The organism is Kosakonia sp. (assembly GCF_032104925.1).
GTDB lineage: Bacteria > Pseudomonadota > Gammaproteobacteria > Enterobacterales > Enterobacteriaceae > Kosakonia.
In genome coordinates this window covers 1-15,864 of the sequence record NZ_DAMCGF010000006.1, presented here as the reverse complement: position 1 = coordinate 15,864, position 15,864 = coordinate 1, and the positions used below count along the sequence as shown (strand labels likewise).

At 51.4% G+C, this 15,864-nt stretch carries 17 protein-coding genes; 7 read left to right on the top strand and 10 right to left on the bottom strand.

The genetic code is table 11. The annotated features are described in order from the left end of the window. Positions 1 to 2 precede the first annotated feature (2 nt). The gene (nrdR, locus tag RT644_RS13620; protein ID WP_017458860.1) at positions 3 to 452 is read right to left on the bottom strand and encodes a transcriptional regulator NrdR; all 450 of its coding nucleotides are present in this window, start codon (positions 450 to 452) and stop codon (positions 3 to 5) included. 153 nt (positions 453 to 605) lie between these two features. Here nrdR and RT644_RS13615 point away from each other — a divergent pair, with 153 nt between their 5' ends. Both RT644_RS13615 and RT644_RS13610 read left to right on the top strand, forming a co-directional pair. Then, positions 606 to 1,148: a DUF3251 domain-containing protein gene (locus tag RT644_RS13615; protein ID WP_017458859.1), complete on the top strand. Its 543-nt coding sequence runs from the start codon at positions 606 to 608 to the stop codon at positions 1,146 to 1,148. 294 nt (positions 1,149 to 1,442) lie between these two features. Beyond that, positions 1,443 to 2,312, top strand: coding sequence for a nucleoside-specific channel-forming protein Tsx (locus RT644_RS13610; protein WP_097406294.1), 870 nt, complete (start codon positions 1,443 to 1,445; stop codon positions 2,310 to 2,312). 40 nt (positions 2,313 to 2,352) lie between these two features. On the opposite strand, the gene RT644_RS13605 is transcribed toward RT644_RS13610, so the two are convergent. Both RT644_RS13605 and RT644_RS13600 read right to left on the bottom strand, forming a co-directional pair. Beyond that, positions 2,353 to 3,042, bottom strand: a complete 690-nt coding sequence (locus tag RT644_RS13605; protein WP_045509259.1) for a helix-turn-helix transcriptional regulator — start codon at positions 3,040 to 3,042, stop codon at positions 2,353 to 2,355. 51 nt (positions 3,043 to 3,093) lie between these two features. Beyond that, entirely contained in the window at positions 3,094 to 3,459 is a 366-nt protein-coding gene (locus RT644_RS13600) for a VOC family protein (RefSeq protein ID WP_020456751.1), read from the bottom strand. 247 nt (positions 3,460 to 3,706) lie between these two features. On the opposite strand from RT644_RS13600, the gene RT644_RS13595 reads away from it, so the two are divergent. From RT644_RS13595 to RT644_RS13575, 5 genes are all read left to right on the top strand, one after another. Continuing rightward, complete coding sequence (locus RT644_RS13595; RefSeq protein ID WP_045509262.1) at positions 3,707 to 4,387, top strand: ABC transporter ATP-binding protein; 681 nt, start codon at positions 3,707 to 3,709, stop codon at positions 4,385 to 4,387. A 12-nt stretch (positions 4,388 to 4,399) separates the two neighbouring features. Then, positions 4,400 to 5,797: an ABC transporter permease gene (locus tag RT644_RS13590; RefSeq protein WP_020456749.1), complete on the top strand. Its 1,398-nt coding sequence runs from the start codon at positions 4,400 to 4,402 to the stop codon at positions 5,795 to 5,797. Positions 5,798 to 5,832: 35 nt separating this feature from the next. Then, entirely contained in the window at positions 5,833 to 6,624 is a 792-nt protein-coding gene (locus tag RT644_RS13585; RefSeq protein WP_020456748.1) for an outer membrane lipoprotein-sorting protein, read from the top strand. After that, the gene (locus tag RT644_RS13580) at positions 6,621 to 7,895 is read left to right on the top strand and encodes a hypothetical protein (RefSeq protein ID WP_313627048.1); all 1,275 of its coding nucleotides are present in this window, start codon (positions 6,621 to 6,623) and stop codon (positions 7,893 to 7,895) included. The genes RT644_RS13585 and RT644_RS13580 overlap by 4 nt, the downstream gene beginning before the upstream one ends. 280 nt (positions 7,896 to 8,175) lie before the next feature. Further along, positions 8,176 to 8,859, top strand: a complete 684-nt coding sequence (locus RT644_RS13575) for a response regulator transcription factor (RefSeq protein WP_313627046.1) — start codon at positions 8,176 to 8,178, stop codon at positions 8,857 to 8,859. 96 nt (positions 8,860 to 8,955) lie between these two features. Here RT644_RS13575 and RT644_RS13570 read toward each other — a convergent pair whose 3' ends face one another. The 7 genes from RT644_RS13570 to RT644_RS13540 form a co-directional block, all read right to left on the bottom strand. Next, on the bottom strand, positions 8,956 to 10,854 hold the full coding sequence (locus RT644_RS13570) for an ATP-binding protein (protein ID WP_313627045.1): 1,899 nt from the start codon (positions 10,852 to 10,854) through the stop codon (positions 8,956 to 8,958). An 81-nt stretch (positions 10,855 to 10,935) separates the two neighbouring features. Next, entirely contained in the window at positions 10,936 to 11,661 is a 726-nt protein-coding gene (locus RT644_RS13565) for an Hpt domain-containing protein (RefSeq protein WP_313627043.1), read from the bottom strand. 16 nt (positions 11,662 to 11,677) lie between these two features. Further along, positions 11,678 to 12,310: a response regulator gene (locus RT644_RS13560; protein WP_097406303.1), complete on the bottom strand. Its 633-nt coding sequence runs from the start codon at positions 12,308 to 12,310 to the stop codon at positions 11,678 to 11,680. A 233-nt stretch (positions 12,311 to 12,543) separates the two neighbouring features. Then, a complete protein-coding gene (gene secF / locus RT644_RS13555; RefSeq protein ID WP_313627041.1) occupies positions 12,544 to 13,515 on the bottom strand; it encodes a protein translocase subunit SecF in 972 nt (323 codons plus the stop codon). A 10-nt stretch (positions 13,516 to 13,525) separates the two neighbouring features. After that, positions 13,526 to 15,373, bottom strand: a complete 1,848-nt coding sequence (gene secD / locus RT644_RS13550; RefSeq protein ID WP_313627040.1) for a protein translocase subunit SecD — start codon at positions 15,371 to 15,373, stop codon at positions 13,526 to 13,528. Between the two features lie 27 nt (positions 15,374 to 15,400). Then, entirely contained in the window at positions 15,401 to 15,733 is a 333-nt protein-coding gene (yajC, locus tag RT644_RS13545; RefSeq protein WP_020456740.1) for a preprotein translocase subunit YajC, read from the bottom strand. A gap of 21 nt (positions 15,734 to 15,754) precedes the next feature. Next, positions 15,755 to 15,864 (bottom strand): hypothetical protein (locus RT644_RS13540; RefSeq protein WP_313627188.1); only part of this gene is annotated, 110 nt, incomplete at its 5' end.

Below are 15,864 nucleotides of genomic sequence, written 5' to 3'. Positions count from 1 at the left end.
GATTAGTCCTGTAGACGGGCGATCTCTTCGCCAAATTCGCGAATATCTTCAAAGCTACGGTAAACGGAGGCAAAGCGGACATAGGCCACTTTATCGAGCTTTTTCAGCTGCTCCATCACCAAATTGCCAATCATCTTACTCGGCACTTCCCTTTCGCCGGTTGCGCGAAGTTGCGATTTAATGTGATTCAGCGCCATTTCGACGTCATCTGCGCTGACCGGGCGCTTTTCGAGCGCTTTTAACATGCCACGACGCAGCTTCTCTTCATTGAAAGGTTCACGCACATCATTGCTTTTCACGACGCGCGGCATCACAAGCTCCGCCACTTCAAAGGTGGTGAAACGCTCATTGCAGACCAGGCACTGCCGGCGACGGCGAACGGATGAACCTTCACCCACCAGGCGAGAATCGATAACTTTGGTATCCACGGCGAAACAGAATGGGCAATGCATACGGCGTCCTGATGTTAGAGTTAACTGAAATCTATTTTACCCTGAACTGGCATGACAACAAAGGCAGACCGTTTTTGAGACAATGGATCGATGGCAACGAGGCCGTTGCGATCTACCATTACAGAGAAGATCCTATCCAAGGAAACAGACACAATGACAAGACGTTACCTAAGAACCCTGTTACTGGGAAGCCTTTTTGCCCTCAGTGCCTGCGCCCAGCAAAGCGAAGTTCGCCAGCTTCACCAAAGTGTCAGTACGCTAAATAATGAAATGAGCAAGCTGAACAAAGAGACGGTGAAAATCACCCAGCAGAACACGCTGAATGCCAAATCCGGGAGCGGCGTTTACCTGCTGCCCGGTGCGAACACGCCCGCCCGCTTGAATAGCCAAATCGGTATGCTGCGAATGTCGTTGCAAAATATCGCGCCGAATGCAGCGGGAACCCGCGTCGTGTTGCGGATCCAGGGCGAATCCAACGATCCGTTACCGGCTTTTAGCGGCACCGTTGAGTGGGGACAAATTCAGGGCACCACCGAGAACTATCAGGAAGTGAATGTACAAAACCAACTGATTAACGCACCGGCCAGTACACTCGCACCGAGCGACGTTGATATTCCGCTGCAACTTAACGGCATCACGCCAGAACAGTTAGGCTTTGTCCGCATTCATGATATCCAGCCCGCCAATTTGCAGTAACATCTGGGGCGACGCTGTCGCCCTTTCTTACTCTCTGTCATGCATTTTCTTCTTTTTTGTCATCTCTTCATCACATTCACCAATTTGCAATATCGATAAATGCCAGTACAATCGCCGTCGTTTATTGCACGCAAACGTGAACGCAATCGATTACGCGTGTGTCAATAATGTGAAACAACACATATTTTTGTGAACGCGGATACTTATAATAGGCGCGCAGAAATATGAAACATTTAGAAACTCCATGCGTGCTTTCTTTCACTCCCGTCTGGGATCTCAATCAGTGGCGTAATGATGAAAAAAACAATTCTCGCAGCCGGTGCTGCTCTGGCGCTTTCCGCTTCTTTTACTGCTAACGCAGCGGAAAACAGCAAACCTGAATACGTTTCCGACTGGTGGCACCAGAGCGTAAACGTGGTGGGCAGTTACCACACCCGTTTCGGACCTGTTCCGCGTAACGATACTTATCTGGAATATGAAGCGTTCGCCAAGAAAGATTGGTTTGATTTCTACGGCTACCTGGATGCGCCGGTCTTCTTCGGTGGTAACACCGGTGCGAAGGGGATCTGGAACCACGGTTCGCCGCTGTTTATGGAAATCGAGCCGCGTTTCTCTATTGATAAACTGACTGGAACCGACCTGAGTTTCGGTCCGTTCAAAGAGTGGTACTTCGCCAACAACTACATTTACGACATGGGTCGCAACGCCTCCGGTCGCCAGAGCACCTGGTACATGGGCCTGGGTACCGACATCGACACCGGTCTGCCGATGAGCCTCTCCCTGAACGTCTATGCGAAATACCAGTGGCAGAACTACGATGCGCCAAACCAGAACGAGTGGGACGGTTACCGTTTCAAAGTGAAATATTTCGTGCCGATCACCAGCCTGTGGGGCGGCCAACTGAGCTATATCGGTTTTACCAACTTTGACTGGGGCTCAAAACTGGGTGACAGCCGCTACTATGTTAACGGCGAACAGTTCCGCACCAACAACTCGATTGCCTCCAGCCATATCCTCTCCCTGGGCTATGATCACTGGCACTACTCTGTGGTTGCGCGTTACTGGCACAATGGCGGTCAGTTCAAAGATGATGCAGCCCTGGGCGATAGCTATGTGCGTTCTACCGGTTGGGGTGGTTACCTGGTTGTTGGTTACAACTTCTAATCCCACTGCATTGCAAAAAGCCGACCTATGGTCGGCTTTTTTATTGAAAGCGCGCTTTCTGCAGGTTAACGAAATCCTGCATCGTTCTGTCCGCGCGTTCCGTAAATGTCTTGCCTGTAAAAGCAACCGACGTGCAGCGATCGAGACGAAAACAACGATAGTCATCGCGTAACGTACACCACGACACCAGTACCCACACGCTTCCCATAAACGACAATCCTAACGGATGGATCACCCGCTCCGAGGCTTTTCCTTTGTCGTCTTCATAATGCAGATGCAGCTCCTGATGCAGCCGCATCGCCTGGTGCATCACATCAAACCAGACGCGTACCTGCGGGTATTTATCAAAATTGGGTGAAACGATGCGGTTGCGTTCAGCCGTAATGCGCTTGTCGTAGGGTAGCACTGCCAAAAGTTTTTCCTGCGCCGAACCGGCAGCCTGTGCCAGCGTATCGCCGCTCCAGGTTTGTAACATACCGATAGCGGCAATTAATGCTTCAACCTCCAGACCGGTAAACATTAACGGCGGCAAATCGAAACCGGGCAGCAAACGGTAGCCACTACCCGCTTCGCCCTGAATCGGTACGCCGGAGAGCGACAAATCGCGAATGTCGCGGTAAATGGTGCGTTCAGAAACCTCCAGCCGCTCGGCCAGGAGCGCCGCGGTCACGCGACGCCGGGTACGCAAAACCTGAACTATCTGAAACAATCGATCAGCACGGCGGCTCATAACTTATCCGGTTGAGGAAAAGCCCGCGCTTTCAGCGCGGGCATCAGTGGTTCATGCAGGTTGATGCAGTCCAACCCGGTTACCCTCACTGTCAATAATCAGGGCAATAGTACCAATGCCCTGCGGCAATACTTCCGGGCCAAAACAGCATTCACCGCCCTTTTCACGCACGCGCTCCAGCGCAGCCGCAAGGTTTGCCGTCGCCAGGTAAACCACTGTACCACCGCTTACCGGCTGGAACATTGGTCCTTTTACCAGCGCACCGCCGGTGGCGGGTTTGACATGGGGAAATACCGCCATTTCGATACCGGCTACGCTCTCGTGGCGAAACTGACCGCCCAATACATGCTCATAAAACGCTACCGCACGATCCAGTTGCTGTACCGGTAATTCAAACCAATTCACTAATGTATTCATGCTCTGTTCCTCTGCGTTAAAAAAATCAACACAGCGAGTCTGCCAGAGGGCTACTGACAGCATATTGTCAGTAGGGATCGTCTTACTATTTTCCGTTCCGCCGCGATAATTATCCGAAAAACATAATTAATCAAAGCATTAATGAGCAGGCTATATATTCAAAGCAAAATGATATCTATAAACTCCGCCCCCTGCCGTAATGGGTAGCCGACACAAACAGGAATTACACGCTAAGGAACAGGGAACGATGTGGGCAGTTGAAATGCAGGCCGTCAGTAAAAGTTATTTGTTAGGACAGGTTCGTGTTGACGCATTAAAAGAGGTGACGCTCAACATTGCAGCAAAACGGTTTACCGTATTATCCGGTCAGTCCGGCAGTGGCAAAACGACACTACTGAACTTAATCGGCGGCATCGATACGCCCGACAGTGGCCGTCTGGTGATTGCCGATCGCGAAATGAACAGCCTCAATGATGACCAGTGCAGCGCTTTTCGCGCCCGTAACCTTGGATTTATCTTTCAGAACTTCAATCTTATCCCGGTGCTGACCGCACGTGAAAATGTCGAAATTCCACTTCTCGCACAGCATCGAACGGCGGCCTGGCGCAAACAGGCGGTCAACGACATGCTCGAGAGCGTCGGTCTTGGCGATAAAGCCGATTCATTGCCGAACCAGCTCTCTGGCGGGCAGCGCCAGCGCGTCGCCATCGCCCGGGCGCTTATTCACCGCCCAGCGCTGGTGGTGGCCGACGAACCCACGGCGAATCTTGACAGCAAAACCGGCAAATCCATTTTACAGCTGTTACGGCGTTTGCAGCAGGAGCATGCCGTCACGGTGGTGTTCTCTTCCCACGATCCGCAGGTGATTGCCGAGGCCGATGACCTGTATGTCGTCCACGATGGCAGTGTGAACGGTCCGGGGGCTTGATAAGGAGAGAACATGCTGAAACTAAAAACGCTGAAACACGCGCTGCGCAACCTTCTGCGTAACCGTCGCCGTACCTTATCAACGCTTTGCGCCATCGTGGTTGGCGCCGTCGGTATTCTGCTGTTTGGCGGTTATAACCACTCGATCAAATACAGTTTGCAAACGACTTTTGTGCGTAGCACCGGTCATTTGCAAATCCAGCATCGGGATTATTTACTGCACGGTACGGGAAACCCGGCGCAATACAGCATCCGCCATTACCAGAAAGTGATGGATATCATTGCCCACGATCCGGTACTGCAACCAATGCTCACCGTCAGCACACCAGTGCTCATGCTGACAGGCATCGCCGGGCATTACGCGGTCGGGACGTCACGTCCGGCACTTATTTACGGCAGTGAAGCCGCAGGAAAAGTACAACTGAACAAATGGGACGAATACCACCTCGGGGATTTCCTGCAAAACCGCCAGATATACTCTGGTGCCGCAGCGGATTCGGCATTTATTGGCGGCGGTCTGGCGCGTTTGCTGCAACTGTGCAACCTCGCCAGAAACCAGCCTTGCAGTGCTCCACCAGCCAAAGAGAACCACGCCGCCGATCTCCCAAGCGATCTTTTGCAACTGTCGCAACAAGCGCGGCAGGCACACGCTGCGGACAGTGATAATTACATCGAACTGCTGGCGGCTTCCGGTAACGGTGCGCCAAATATTGTGCGCGTTAAAGTGGAAGGGATTCAGCCGCAACCCGCTCGCGAGCTGGATGATAGCTTCGTCGGCATCCACCTGCACCAGGCGCAACAACTGCTGTTTGGTCAGGAGACGCCAGGCGTGACGGCAATCATCCTGCAACTGCACAGCACCTCGCAACTGGCGGCAGCGCGAGCGCGTCTCCAGCAGCTTTTTACCAGCGAACTCGCGGATTACCCACTGGCAGTATACGACTTCACCGAGCTACAGCCGTTGTATAACCAGGTGCTGAAAATGTTCGCCAATATGCTCAATTTCATGCTGGTTCTTATCCTCGCCATCGCATTATTTACCGTAACTAACACCATGGGAATGGCGGTAATGGAGCGCACGGTGGAGATTGGTACGCTGCGTGCTGTCGGGCAGAAACGGCGTGATATCCAGCGCCTGTTCCTCAGCGAAGGCTCGCTCCTGGGGATGTTTGGCTCGATTATCGGGGTCATCGTCTCTTTATTGCTGGCGTTTCTGATTAATCACGCCGGGCTTACCTGGCAGCCTCCCGGCGTGACAGTGCCAATCAGGATCCATATCAGCGTGTGGGGAGAGTGGGCAATGATTAGCAGTGTGGTCGGTGTGTTGTTGCTAATAACCGTGATCTCATCGTGGTGGCCTGCACGCCGCGCGGCGAATGTCTCGATCGTCGAGGCGCTGCGCCATATCTGACTCCTGCCCTTCATCTATTAACAAGGAAGAACGTCATGCAATTGCAAAAGAAACCACTGGCACCATTGTGCCTGGTGTGGCTCCTGTTGGCCGCTATGCCAGCAAGTGCCGCGCTTGATGCGCAACAAATCCTGAAAAAAAGCGACGAGGTGCGTAACCCGGATCGCTCCTTTAGCCTGGTCACAACGCTCATTAGCTATAAAAACGGCAAGCAGAACGACACCAGCAAACTGGTACTTTACTCGCGCGCATCGCCGAATGGCGGCCAATTCCGCAGCCTGCTGCGCTTTATCAGCCCGCAACGCGATGCGGGTAAATTGACCCTGAAAAGCGGTCGCGATCTCTGGCTTTATGACCCGGCAAGCCAGGCGAGCGTGCCAATTTCCCCGCAACAGCGCCTGTTGGGGCAAGCGTCTAACGGCGATGTCGTAACAGCAAACTGGGCTGAAGATTACAAGGCAAGCCTGCTGGCGGAAGAGCAGATCATGGATGGTGAAAAGCAAATGCGCGACTGCTACCACTTGCATTTGGTCGCAACCAATCCGGACGCGCCGTACCCTTCGATGGATCTTTGGGTCGATAAAAACGATTTCAAAAGCCGTAAAGCGGAGTTTTACGCCGTTAATGGCAACCTGCTGAAAACGACCTGGTATCGTCGCTACGAACCCGCGCTGGGCGGTGTGCGTCCCACCGAGGCGGTGATCATAGATGGCGTCAACGCCCAGCTTGTTACTGTTCTGCGCCAGCAGAATTTTGCCTGGCGGGATGTTCCGGAAGCGTGGCTACAACGCGATTATCTGGCGCACTTTAAGGATACAGATCAATGAAGGCAACGCGCGCGCACTTAAGCTGGTTCATCGCACTCGGCGCGCTGTGCAACGCCTCTGCCAGCGCACAGCAGGACAGCACCATGGCGGCGCTTGAACTGGCGGATAAAACCGAGTTTACCGCCGTGGAAAACAAGGCGCTGAGTGCACTACTCGAAATTGCCGGTAGCCTGAACGAAAACAGCGCCAAAGAACAACGCGTGTCACTGGATATGCGCTGGGACAAAAACCTGTTACGCAACTGGCGGGTTGTACTTTCGAACCGCTTCGACAGCCGTTTCTCCAGCCACTTGCGCCAAAACCGCAATATCAATACGTTGCGTGAAGCCTGGCTTAGCCATGCGCTGACCTCTCAGGCTTCCGTCGATGTCGGGCGCATTAACACCCGTTATGGCGTTGCGCTGGGCTACAACCCTACCGACTTTCTTGGTCGCGGTACGGTGCGTTCAGCCATTTCGGCCGATCCGGAGTCGTTGCGCAGTAACCGTCTGGGCAATGCGATGATCCGTTTGCAAAAGTTTTGGGACAAGGCGGCTGCAACGGTGATCTGGTCGCCAAAAATCAGTGCCAGCCGGCGGCAGAACAGCGCCAGCCTGGACTGGAATGCCAGTAATCCCCGGGAACGCGTCTTGCTGGCGGGAAGCTATCGCTTTGCCGAAAACCTTAATCCGCAATTGTTGCTGCTACAGGAAGAACACCGCTCTGCACAGTTGGGCGTAAATCTTTCGCGGGTGCTGTCGCGCTCCGCGCTGGTCTATGCTGAATGGGCGGGAGGACGCCAGCCCTTCAACTGGCAGGAAGCGCTGCCCGAAAGCCAGTGGGATACGGCGTGGCGTAACCGTGTAGCCGTTGGTTTAACCTGGACTGGCGAGAACCATCTAACTCTGCGCCTGGAGGGCCACTATAACGGCAGTGCCGACAGCAAAAAGGCCATCTCCGCACTTCGTGCAGCGCCCCCTTATATTGCCGCGCAGATTGCCGCCGCTCCCGCAGACAGCACAGCGCAGTTAGCACAAGACGGGCTGACACCACGCCGTGGTGCACTATTTCAGGCATACTGGAAAGACATCGCCGACCAGTATGATTTCAATCTGATTTGGCAGCGGGATTTGCAGCGCCAGAAAAATATGGCATTTGTGGAGCTAAGGCGTCACCTGAATTCGGTGGATATCGCCCTTCAGTGGCAAAAAATCTACCGCGCTGAGGTGAAAAAGACTTATAGCGTGCAGCCAGACAGGCGCTGGCAACTCTCCGTGGATTACTATTTTTAAACTGCGTGATATTGCCGGGGGCATCATCAATCCCCCACCCGCAATGATAATACGAATAACCTGACTCATCACCTCAACAATTGTTGAATGGGAATCTATCCATTTCAGGAATATAACGAGCAGCCCTGAAAATAACGTTGACGGTTTATTTATCACACCTTACAAACCAGGCTTAAATATAATGGTCATTTTTCTTACTGGTCAGATAGAAAACAGGAATAGAACATCGTATCTTCTCTATCCCGCTTACATTCCTCAGGCAGGTTTAGGAGGTTAATCTATGCCCATTAATATTTTAATTGTGGATGAGCATGCAATTATACGTCGGGGAATGACCTCGATGATTAACTCACTAAAAAACAGCAATCTTAATACCGATAAACTTGATATCGACGTTATCGGTGATACCAATGAGCAAACAGAGCTTCTTGATATTCTCGCCAGTAAAAAAGTGGACCTTCTCTTTCTGGGTTATGGCCTGCACACCATTAAAACCGGTAACCCTGTGTCGGAGCTCGATGGCGTTGCGCTGGTGAAATGGATTTCAAGCCGTTACCCCAATACAAAAACCATCGTTTTATCCCCTTATAACAATACGAATCTTATTCGTATTGCGCTGGAGGCGGGTGCCAAAGGCTATATCAGCCGTAACACCAGCGAACGAACGCTCTGGCGTGCCATTACTACCGTGCTGATGGACGAAGTCTATATTGAACGAGGGCTAATGGATTCACTTTTCCGCCGCGATGCGCTGGCACCGCAGGAATTATCAACGCGCGAAAGTGAGGTATTACGCTTACTGTGCCGCGGGCTTTCGTTAACAACGATTTCCAAACGCATGAATATCAGTATTAAAACAGTCAGCGCACATAAACTCCGCGCCATGGGAAAACTAAATGTGCGAACGGATTGCCAGCTTTACTGTTTATTATTTCAGACGCGGATGTTTGATATCGCCATGTAAATCGCTGTCCCGCATTTAATCTATTACCCGGTAAATGAAAAGGCCTCTGTATTTTCCCACTCAGGCCTTTATGTAGAACTTTAAAATTATCACCGGTTATTTAATCCATTTATTGATAACTTCCTGACTGCAAGGCTTGAACAAACAGCCATCCATTCCTGCCGCGATGCACTGTTCAACAACCTCGGCTTGCGCAATGGCGGTAAACCCCAACAGGGTTGCACGCGTCTCTGCGGAGCGCAGCTCTTCCGCACGTATCAGCTTTGCAAGCGTGAAACCATCCATCACCGGCATGTTGCAATCAATCAGTATGTAATCGTAATTGCGGGTCATCAGCCAAAGGGTTAGCGCTTCTTCTCCATTCGTTGCTTCGCTGACCTGATGACCGAGAAATTCGAGTTGATGACGCAACAACATAAGGTTTGGCGGGTAATCATCAACAATGAGTACCCGTTTAACGCCACAAGATGAGCGCCTTACTGGCGCAATCGACACGAGCTCAGCGGGATTTATCGCCACAGCAGGCAGGCGCAGGCGCACATGGACCGCAGTACCTACGCCTGGAGTACTTTCCAGCGTTAATTCGCCTTTCATCAGTTCACACAGGGTACGGCAGATAAACAGCCCCAGCCCTGAGCCGAGCCGCGAGGCGTCTTTATCGGAACCCAACTGGGTGAAGGGTTTAAAAAGTCTTTTTTGGTCTTCGGGCGTAATCCCGATGCCGGTGTCTTTAACGGTCAGCGAAACCGCAATCATCCCCTCAACAGCCGGTTCATGTTTTAGAATGACCTCTATTGAACCTTTGCGAGTAAATTTAACCGCATTACTTAGCAAGTTAGAAAGGATCTGTTTATAACGATGAGGGTCAATTTTTAGCAGACACCGATCGCCACCTTCGACATGCATATTAATAGTTAGCTGTTTTTGATCGGTCGCCTCTTTGAATAACAGCGCCACCGAGCGTGTCAACGCAATCAGCTCCTCTTTTCGCGGCGCTATTGCCATACGGCCCGATTCAATCCGTGAAATATCCAGGATATCCCCCACGACAGCGAGTAAATTTTTTGCGGCATCGTGCGCAACTTCCAGCATGGGCTGTGACTGTTGCGCCAGCACATTCTGTTTGATTTGCAGTTCCAGAATGCCCAGGATTGCGTTTAACGGCGTGCGAATTTCATGACTCATCACCGAGAGAAAATTCGTCTTCGCCCGGTTTGCCGCTACGGCTTCATCCCTCGCTTCATTCAATTGCTGAATAAATTCCTGCCGCTCGGTCATGTCTATCCAGCCACTTAAAACACCATTGTTTCTGCCATCGCTCCCGTGAAAAGGAATGATCCAGTAAAAAACAGTGCGTGATTGCGCAGAGTGGTTAAACATCAGCAACCTGTCACGCATGTGCGGGACACCTGTGGTAATCACCCGTTGATAGTCCCGGTGAAACTCGCGGATCATGAAATCCGGCAAAGGCAAAACATCGACGGTTTTCCCATACACCTCTTCGCGCGTGACGTTCATCTCTTCCAGATAGCGGCTATTACAACTGACAAGCTCCCCGCGCAGATTACGCACCGCAACCGGCCAGGGGACGGAAAACATCATATTGCTCATGCAGGAGAGTTGCTCTTTAAGCCGCTGCTGCATACGTATGCGCTGGTTGACCTGGCGTCTGAGCGAAATAATCCACAGCATCGAGATGACAACAATCGCCAACATCATCAGGCTAATGACCTTGATATGACGACGCCCGCCCTGCCAGAACACGCTCTTTTGCGCAGCAAACCCAGCATTATTCACCGGAAACGTGTTCACGACTGCCGACCCGACAGGAGGCGTTGCTTGAGCTATTTGCTTTTCTGCTGCTCTGCTGCCGGAAATATCGGCTGTATAAAAAGCGATATTTGTCGGACGAGCATTAACTACGAGGCAGCAAGTAAAGAGGAGCGATAATAAAAAGATGCACCACTTAATACGGTGAAAAATAAAAGAAGACATTCGCTTTTCCCGTTTGCAATTGCTGGTCGATGCAATATGTGAAACCTATTAATAATTCGACGCGAGCATACTCACAATAAATCAACCCAATAATAAAACCAGTTGCTTATAATCTTTAAACATGAGCGAAATAAAACGCTGACGCATTTTAGAAATACTTCTTTGATTTATAACTCCCTCATCAATCAACTTCGGCAATTGTTCCATCACAATGCAGCAGCGTATCGCCCGGCGCATTCCCAAAAGATACCAGGAAGATTTCATTCGGTGGGCAAGCCTGGCGATCTGAAGAAGTGTTCCAGCCCGCGCGATGATTTCGAGTTGTTGAATATCACTGGCCAACGCTTGCAAAAGTTTCGGGAGCATTGCATCAATGACTGTCTGCTGATGATTCGCCAGCTTATGTAATTCATGCAGTTCCGGTTGTGCCATATCCCTCGATTGAGATACGCAGCGTAAGCGCGCTTCAGATAAAGGAAAATACAAAATATGATCGAAACCTTTCAGACGCAGCATTGATTCTGTTTCCGCCTGTTCATCGTCTGTGCAGGCCAGTAATAACGGAGGTAGTGTTAATTCTCCTGCCAGTTCCGCTGCGAGTAGCTTCTCAACTAACGCAACACCTGAATTTGCATTCTCGCTTAAATCGACCAGTAGCGCGTGCCAGACGTGACGGGAAAGCGCATCATGCGCATCGCTTATATTCACAGTAGCGATATTTAAATCACTGCAAAAACGCAGCTGTTGGGCGAGAGTGCGCTGCTGTTCAGCACTGTACGTCGCAAGTAGTGTCTGCATTCCATGCATAACAAACTCCGTGTCGTTAACTTGTTAATCCAATTTGCTGTAAGTATTGATAGAGTTCGTACTCGGAGGTGACACCCAGTTTACGCATGGCACTTTTTTTCTGTGCGCTGACGGTTTGTTTCGTCCTGTTAAGCCGGGTACTGATATCGTTCACTGTCATACCGCGCAGTAACAGGCGCAGCACCTCATTCTCTTTTGGCGTTAGCCTCACCTCAAGTTGCGCTACAGCGTCCACTTGCGGCGTATTCGTTTTTGGGGAAATAGCAGGCGAGGTGAGCGCTTGCAATGTCTGTAATAGCTTTGTCGACAAACTGGCTTTATTTAATACTCTGTGCACTCCGAGACGGAGTAACGAGTGCTGAATTCCGGGGTTATTGATCATCGAAACGACAATTATCAGCAAATCTGGCCAGCGTCTTTTTAATAATTGAATGAGCGCCAGACCATCGTTGTATCGTTCTCCGGGCATGCTGAGATCGGTTATCAGAATATCGGTTGCGTGCTGCTCCAGCTTTGCCACAACTTCATCGGCGGTCCTGGCTTCATCAATAATGAGGTATTGCGCGGAAAGTGGTGCGAGCAACGTTCGCATCCCCATTAAATAAATAGGGTGATCATCAGCAATCAACACTTTTTTAGGTTTCAACACGCTTACAAATCTCTGGTCACAGCCATAGCATTACGAGTTCTCGCACTTTAACAAAAAAAAATGGCAATGCAGAATGAATATTGAATAAAGGAAAGGCGCTCACATTTTATAAAAATAAAAAAAGCAGATTAATATCTTCAATAAATAAACACTCCTTTATTATAAATAGAAAAAATACTACAGATAAAAAAAACCGCAGCACATGGCTGCGGTTTGTTCTGTGCAACGAATGATTACGGCAGAATAGACGGCTGATCCGCCCCTTCTTTTTCCACTTTCTGCTGCAGTAAATGCTCGCGCTTCATCCCCATTTTCAGCGCCAGAGCAGACGCGACATAGATAGACGAAGCCGTACCGATGGAAACACCGATAAGCATGGTCAGTGAGAAGCCCTTCAGCATCGCGCCGCCAAAGAGATAAAGCATCAAAATCACGACTAATGTCGTACCGGACGTGATCAACGTACGGTGCAATGTTTGCGTCAGAGAGATGTTAAAGATCTCGTATGGCGTACCGCGGCGGATCTTGCGGAAGTTCTCACGAATACGGTCAGATACCACGATGCTGTCGTTAAGTGAGTAACCAATTACCGACATCAGCGACGCCACGATGGTCAGGTCAATCTCAATCTGAAACAGCGAGAGTACGCCCATGGTGATAATAACGTCGTGCGCCAGCGCGATAACCACGCCCGCCGCCAGACGCCACTCAAAGCGGAAACCGACATAAACCAGAATACTGATCAACGCGACCAGCAGCGCCATCCCACCGGTCTGCGCCAGATCAGCGCCCACGCTCGGACCGACAAACTCAATACGTTTTACAGCAGCATTCTGGCTGGTCGCTTCGTTAATCACGCTAACGACTTTACTTCCCAGCACCTGGCCACCGGTTTCGCCCTGAGCAGGCGGCATACGTACCATGATGTCGCGGCTGCTACCGAAGTTTTGCAGCAGCGGCTCCAGGAAGCCCGCTCTCTCCAGCGCGTCACGCATCAAATCCATATCCGCTGGTTTTTCCAGCGAGATTTCGATAACCGTACCACCGGTAAAATCCAGGCCCCAGTTAAAGCCGCGAACGCCCATCACAACGATGGAGAGGATCAGCAGCGCGCCGGAAATGATAAAAGCCCAGTTGTCCCAGCGCATAAAGTCCCAGACTTTACGGCCGTGGTTCAATTGTTCAACAGTATAATCCTGTGCCACAACGCACTCCTCAGATAGACAGCTTGTTAATGCGTTTGCCGCCGTACAACAGGTTGACGATGGCACGGGTACCGACAATAGCGGTGAACATTGAGGTCGCCACACCGATACCGGTAGTGATCGCAAACCCTTTAATTGAACCAGTACCTACCGCGTAAAGGATAAGCACTTTGATCAACGTGGTGACGTTCGCATCGAAAATGGATGAAAACGCGCCCTGATAACCTTCATGAATCGCCTGCTGCACCGAACGGCCATTGCTCAGCTCTTCTTTAATACGTTCGTTTATCAAGACGTTAGCATCTACCGCCACCGCAAGAGTTAACACGATACCCGCAATCCCCGGCATCGTCAGCGTTGCGCCAGGCAACAGCGACATAATGCCGACAATTAACACCAGGTTGGCAATCAGCGCGGACGTGGCGATCAGACCAAACTTCTTATAGAAGAAGATCATAAAGATGATGGAAACCACCAGACCTGCCAGGCACGCTTCCAGACCCTGCGTGATGTTCTGCGAACCAAGCGTTGGGCCAATGGTGCGTTCTTCAACAATCTGAATCGGCGCAATCAGCGCACCGGCACGCAGCAGCAGGGAGAGCTGGCGCGCTTCGTTCGGGTTGCTGATACCGGTAATACGGAAGCTGTTGCCAAGGCGAGACTGGATATTGGCGATGTTAATCACCTCTTCCTGTTTCACCAGCACCGCACGTCCGTTGGCATCTTTTTTACCGCTGTCTTTGTACTCCACAAACAAGGTCGCCATCGGTTTACCGATATTGTCCTTGGTGAAGTTAGACATGATGTTGCCACCCGCGCTATCCAGTGAAATGTTCACCTGCGGTTGGTTGTACTCATCCTGGCTGGACGTGGAGTCGGTGATATGGTCGCCGGTCAGGATCACGCGTTTGTACAGCACAACGGGCTGACCTTCGCGCGTCTGTTTCACTTCGGAGTCACCCGGTACACGGCCAGCGGCGGCGGCAGAAGCATCCACACTGCTGTTAACGAGGCGGAATTCCAGCGTCGCAGTGGCGCCCAGAATCTCTTTCGCACGCGCGGTATCCTGAATCCCCGGCAGCTCAACCACGATACGGTCAGCACCCTGCCGCTGTACCAGTGGCTCAGCCACGCCCAGTTGGTTTACACGGTTACGCAGGATATTGATGTTCTGCTGAACGGCATATTCGCGGGCTTCGCTCAGACGAGCATCGCTCATCACGGCGCGCAGTACGTTGTCATCCTGATTGGAGATAACGAGATCGCGGTGGCGGGCTGTCAGGTAAGCATTCGCCTGATCGCGCGCCGCGCTGTCGCGGAACTGAATGCTCAGGCCATAGTTATCTTCCTTACGCACGGTGGTGTAAGGAATGCCTTTGTCGCGCAGATCGCTGCGCAGGCTGTCCATGTTTTGTTCCTGCAGTTTACTGAGCGCTGTTTGCATATCCACTTCCATCAGGAAGTGCACACCGCCGCGCAGATCGAGACCGAGTTTCATCGGTTCGGCTTTAATGGCGGTCAACCAGCGTGGTGTTGCCGGAGCAAGGTTAAGCGCGACAACATACTGATCGCCTAACGCGCTGACCAGCACTTCGCGGGCGCGCAGCTGCGTATCAGTAGAATCGAAGCGAGCAAGAATCGCGCCCTCTTCCAGTGCCACAGACTTCGCGTTGATTTTTTCTTTTTGTAGATCGTTCTGGACCTGGATCAGCGTTTGCTCACTGGCGGCGACACCGCGCACGCCAGTGATCTGAACAGCCGGATCCTCACCATACAGGTTGGGAAGTGCGTAAAGCAGGCCGACGATAATGACGACGACCAGCATAATGTACTTCCACAAAGGATAACGGTTTAACACGGCAGTTCCCTTTGGGAAAACAATAGATTACAGCGCCTTCATCGTGCCTTTCGGCAGAACGGCAGCTACGAAGTCACGTTTGATTACCACTTCGGTGGTGTCGTTCAGTGCGATAGCAATGTAGCCAGTGTCTGCTACTTTGGTCACGCGGCCGATCAGACCACCATTGGTCAGCACTTCATCACCTTTGGCGATGGAGTCCATCAGCTTTTTATGCTCTTTCGTGCGTTTTTGCTGCGGGCGCAGGATCATGAAGTAAAAAATCAGACCGAACACCACCAGCATCGGAATCAACGTCCACTGGCTTTGGGCTGCCGGTGCGCCTGCTGCTGCTACCGCATCAGAAATAAAAAAGCTCATTCAAATTCCCTCATTATTAAATTAATCAACGTTCAAAGGTGGTACAGACCGCCCCTGACGCTGGTAAAAATCCGCGACGAAGCTCTCTAATTTACCCTCTTCGATAGCCTTGCGTAAACCAGCCATTAAAC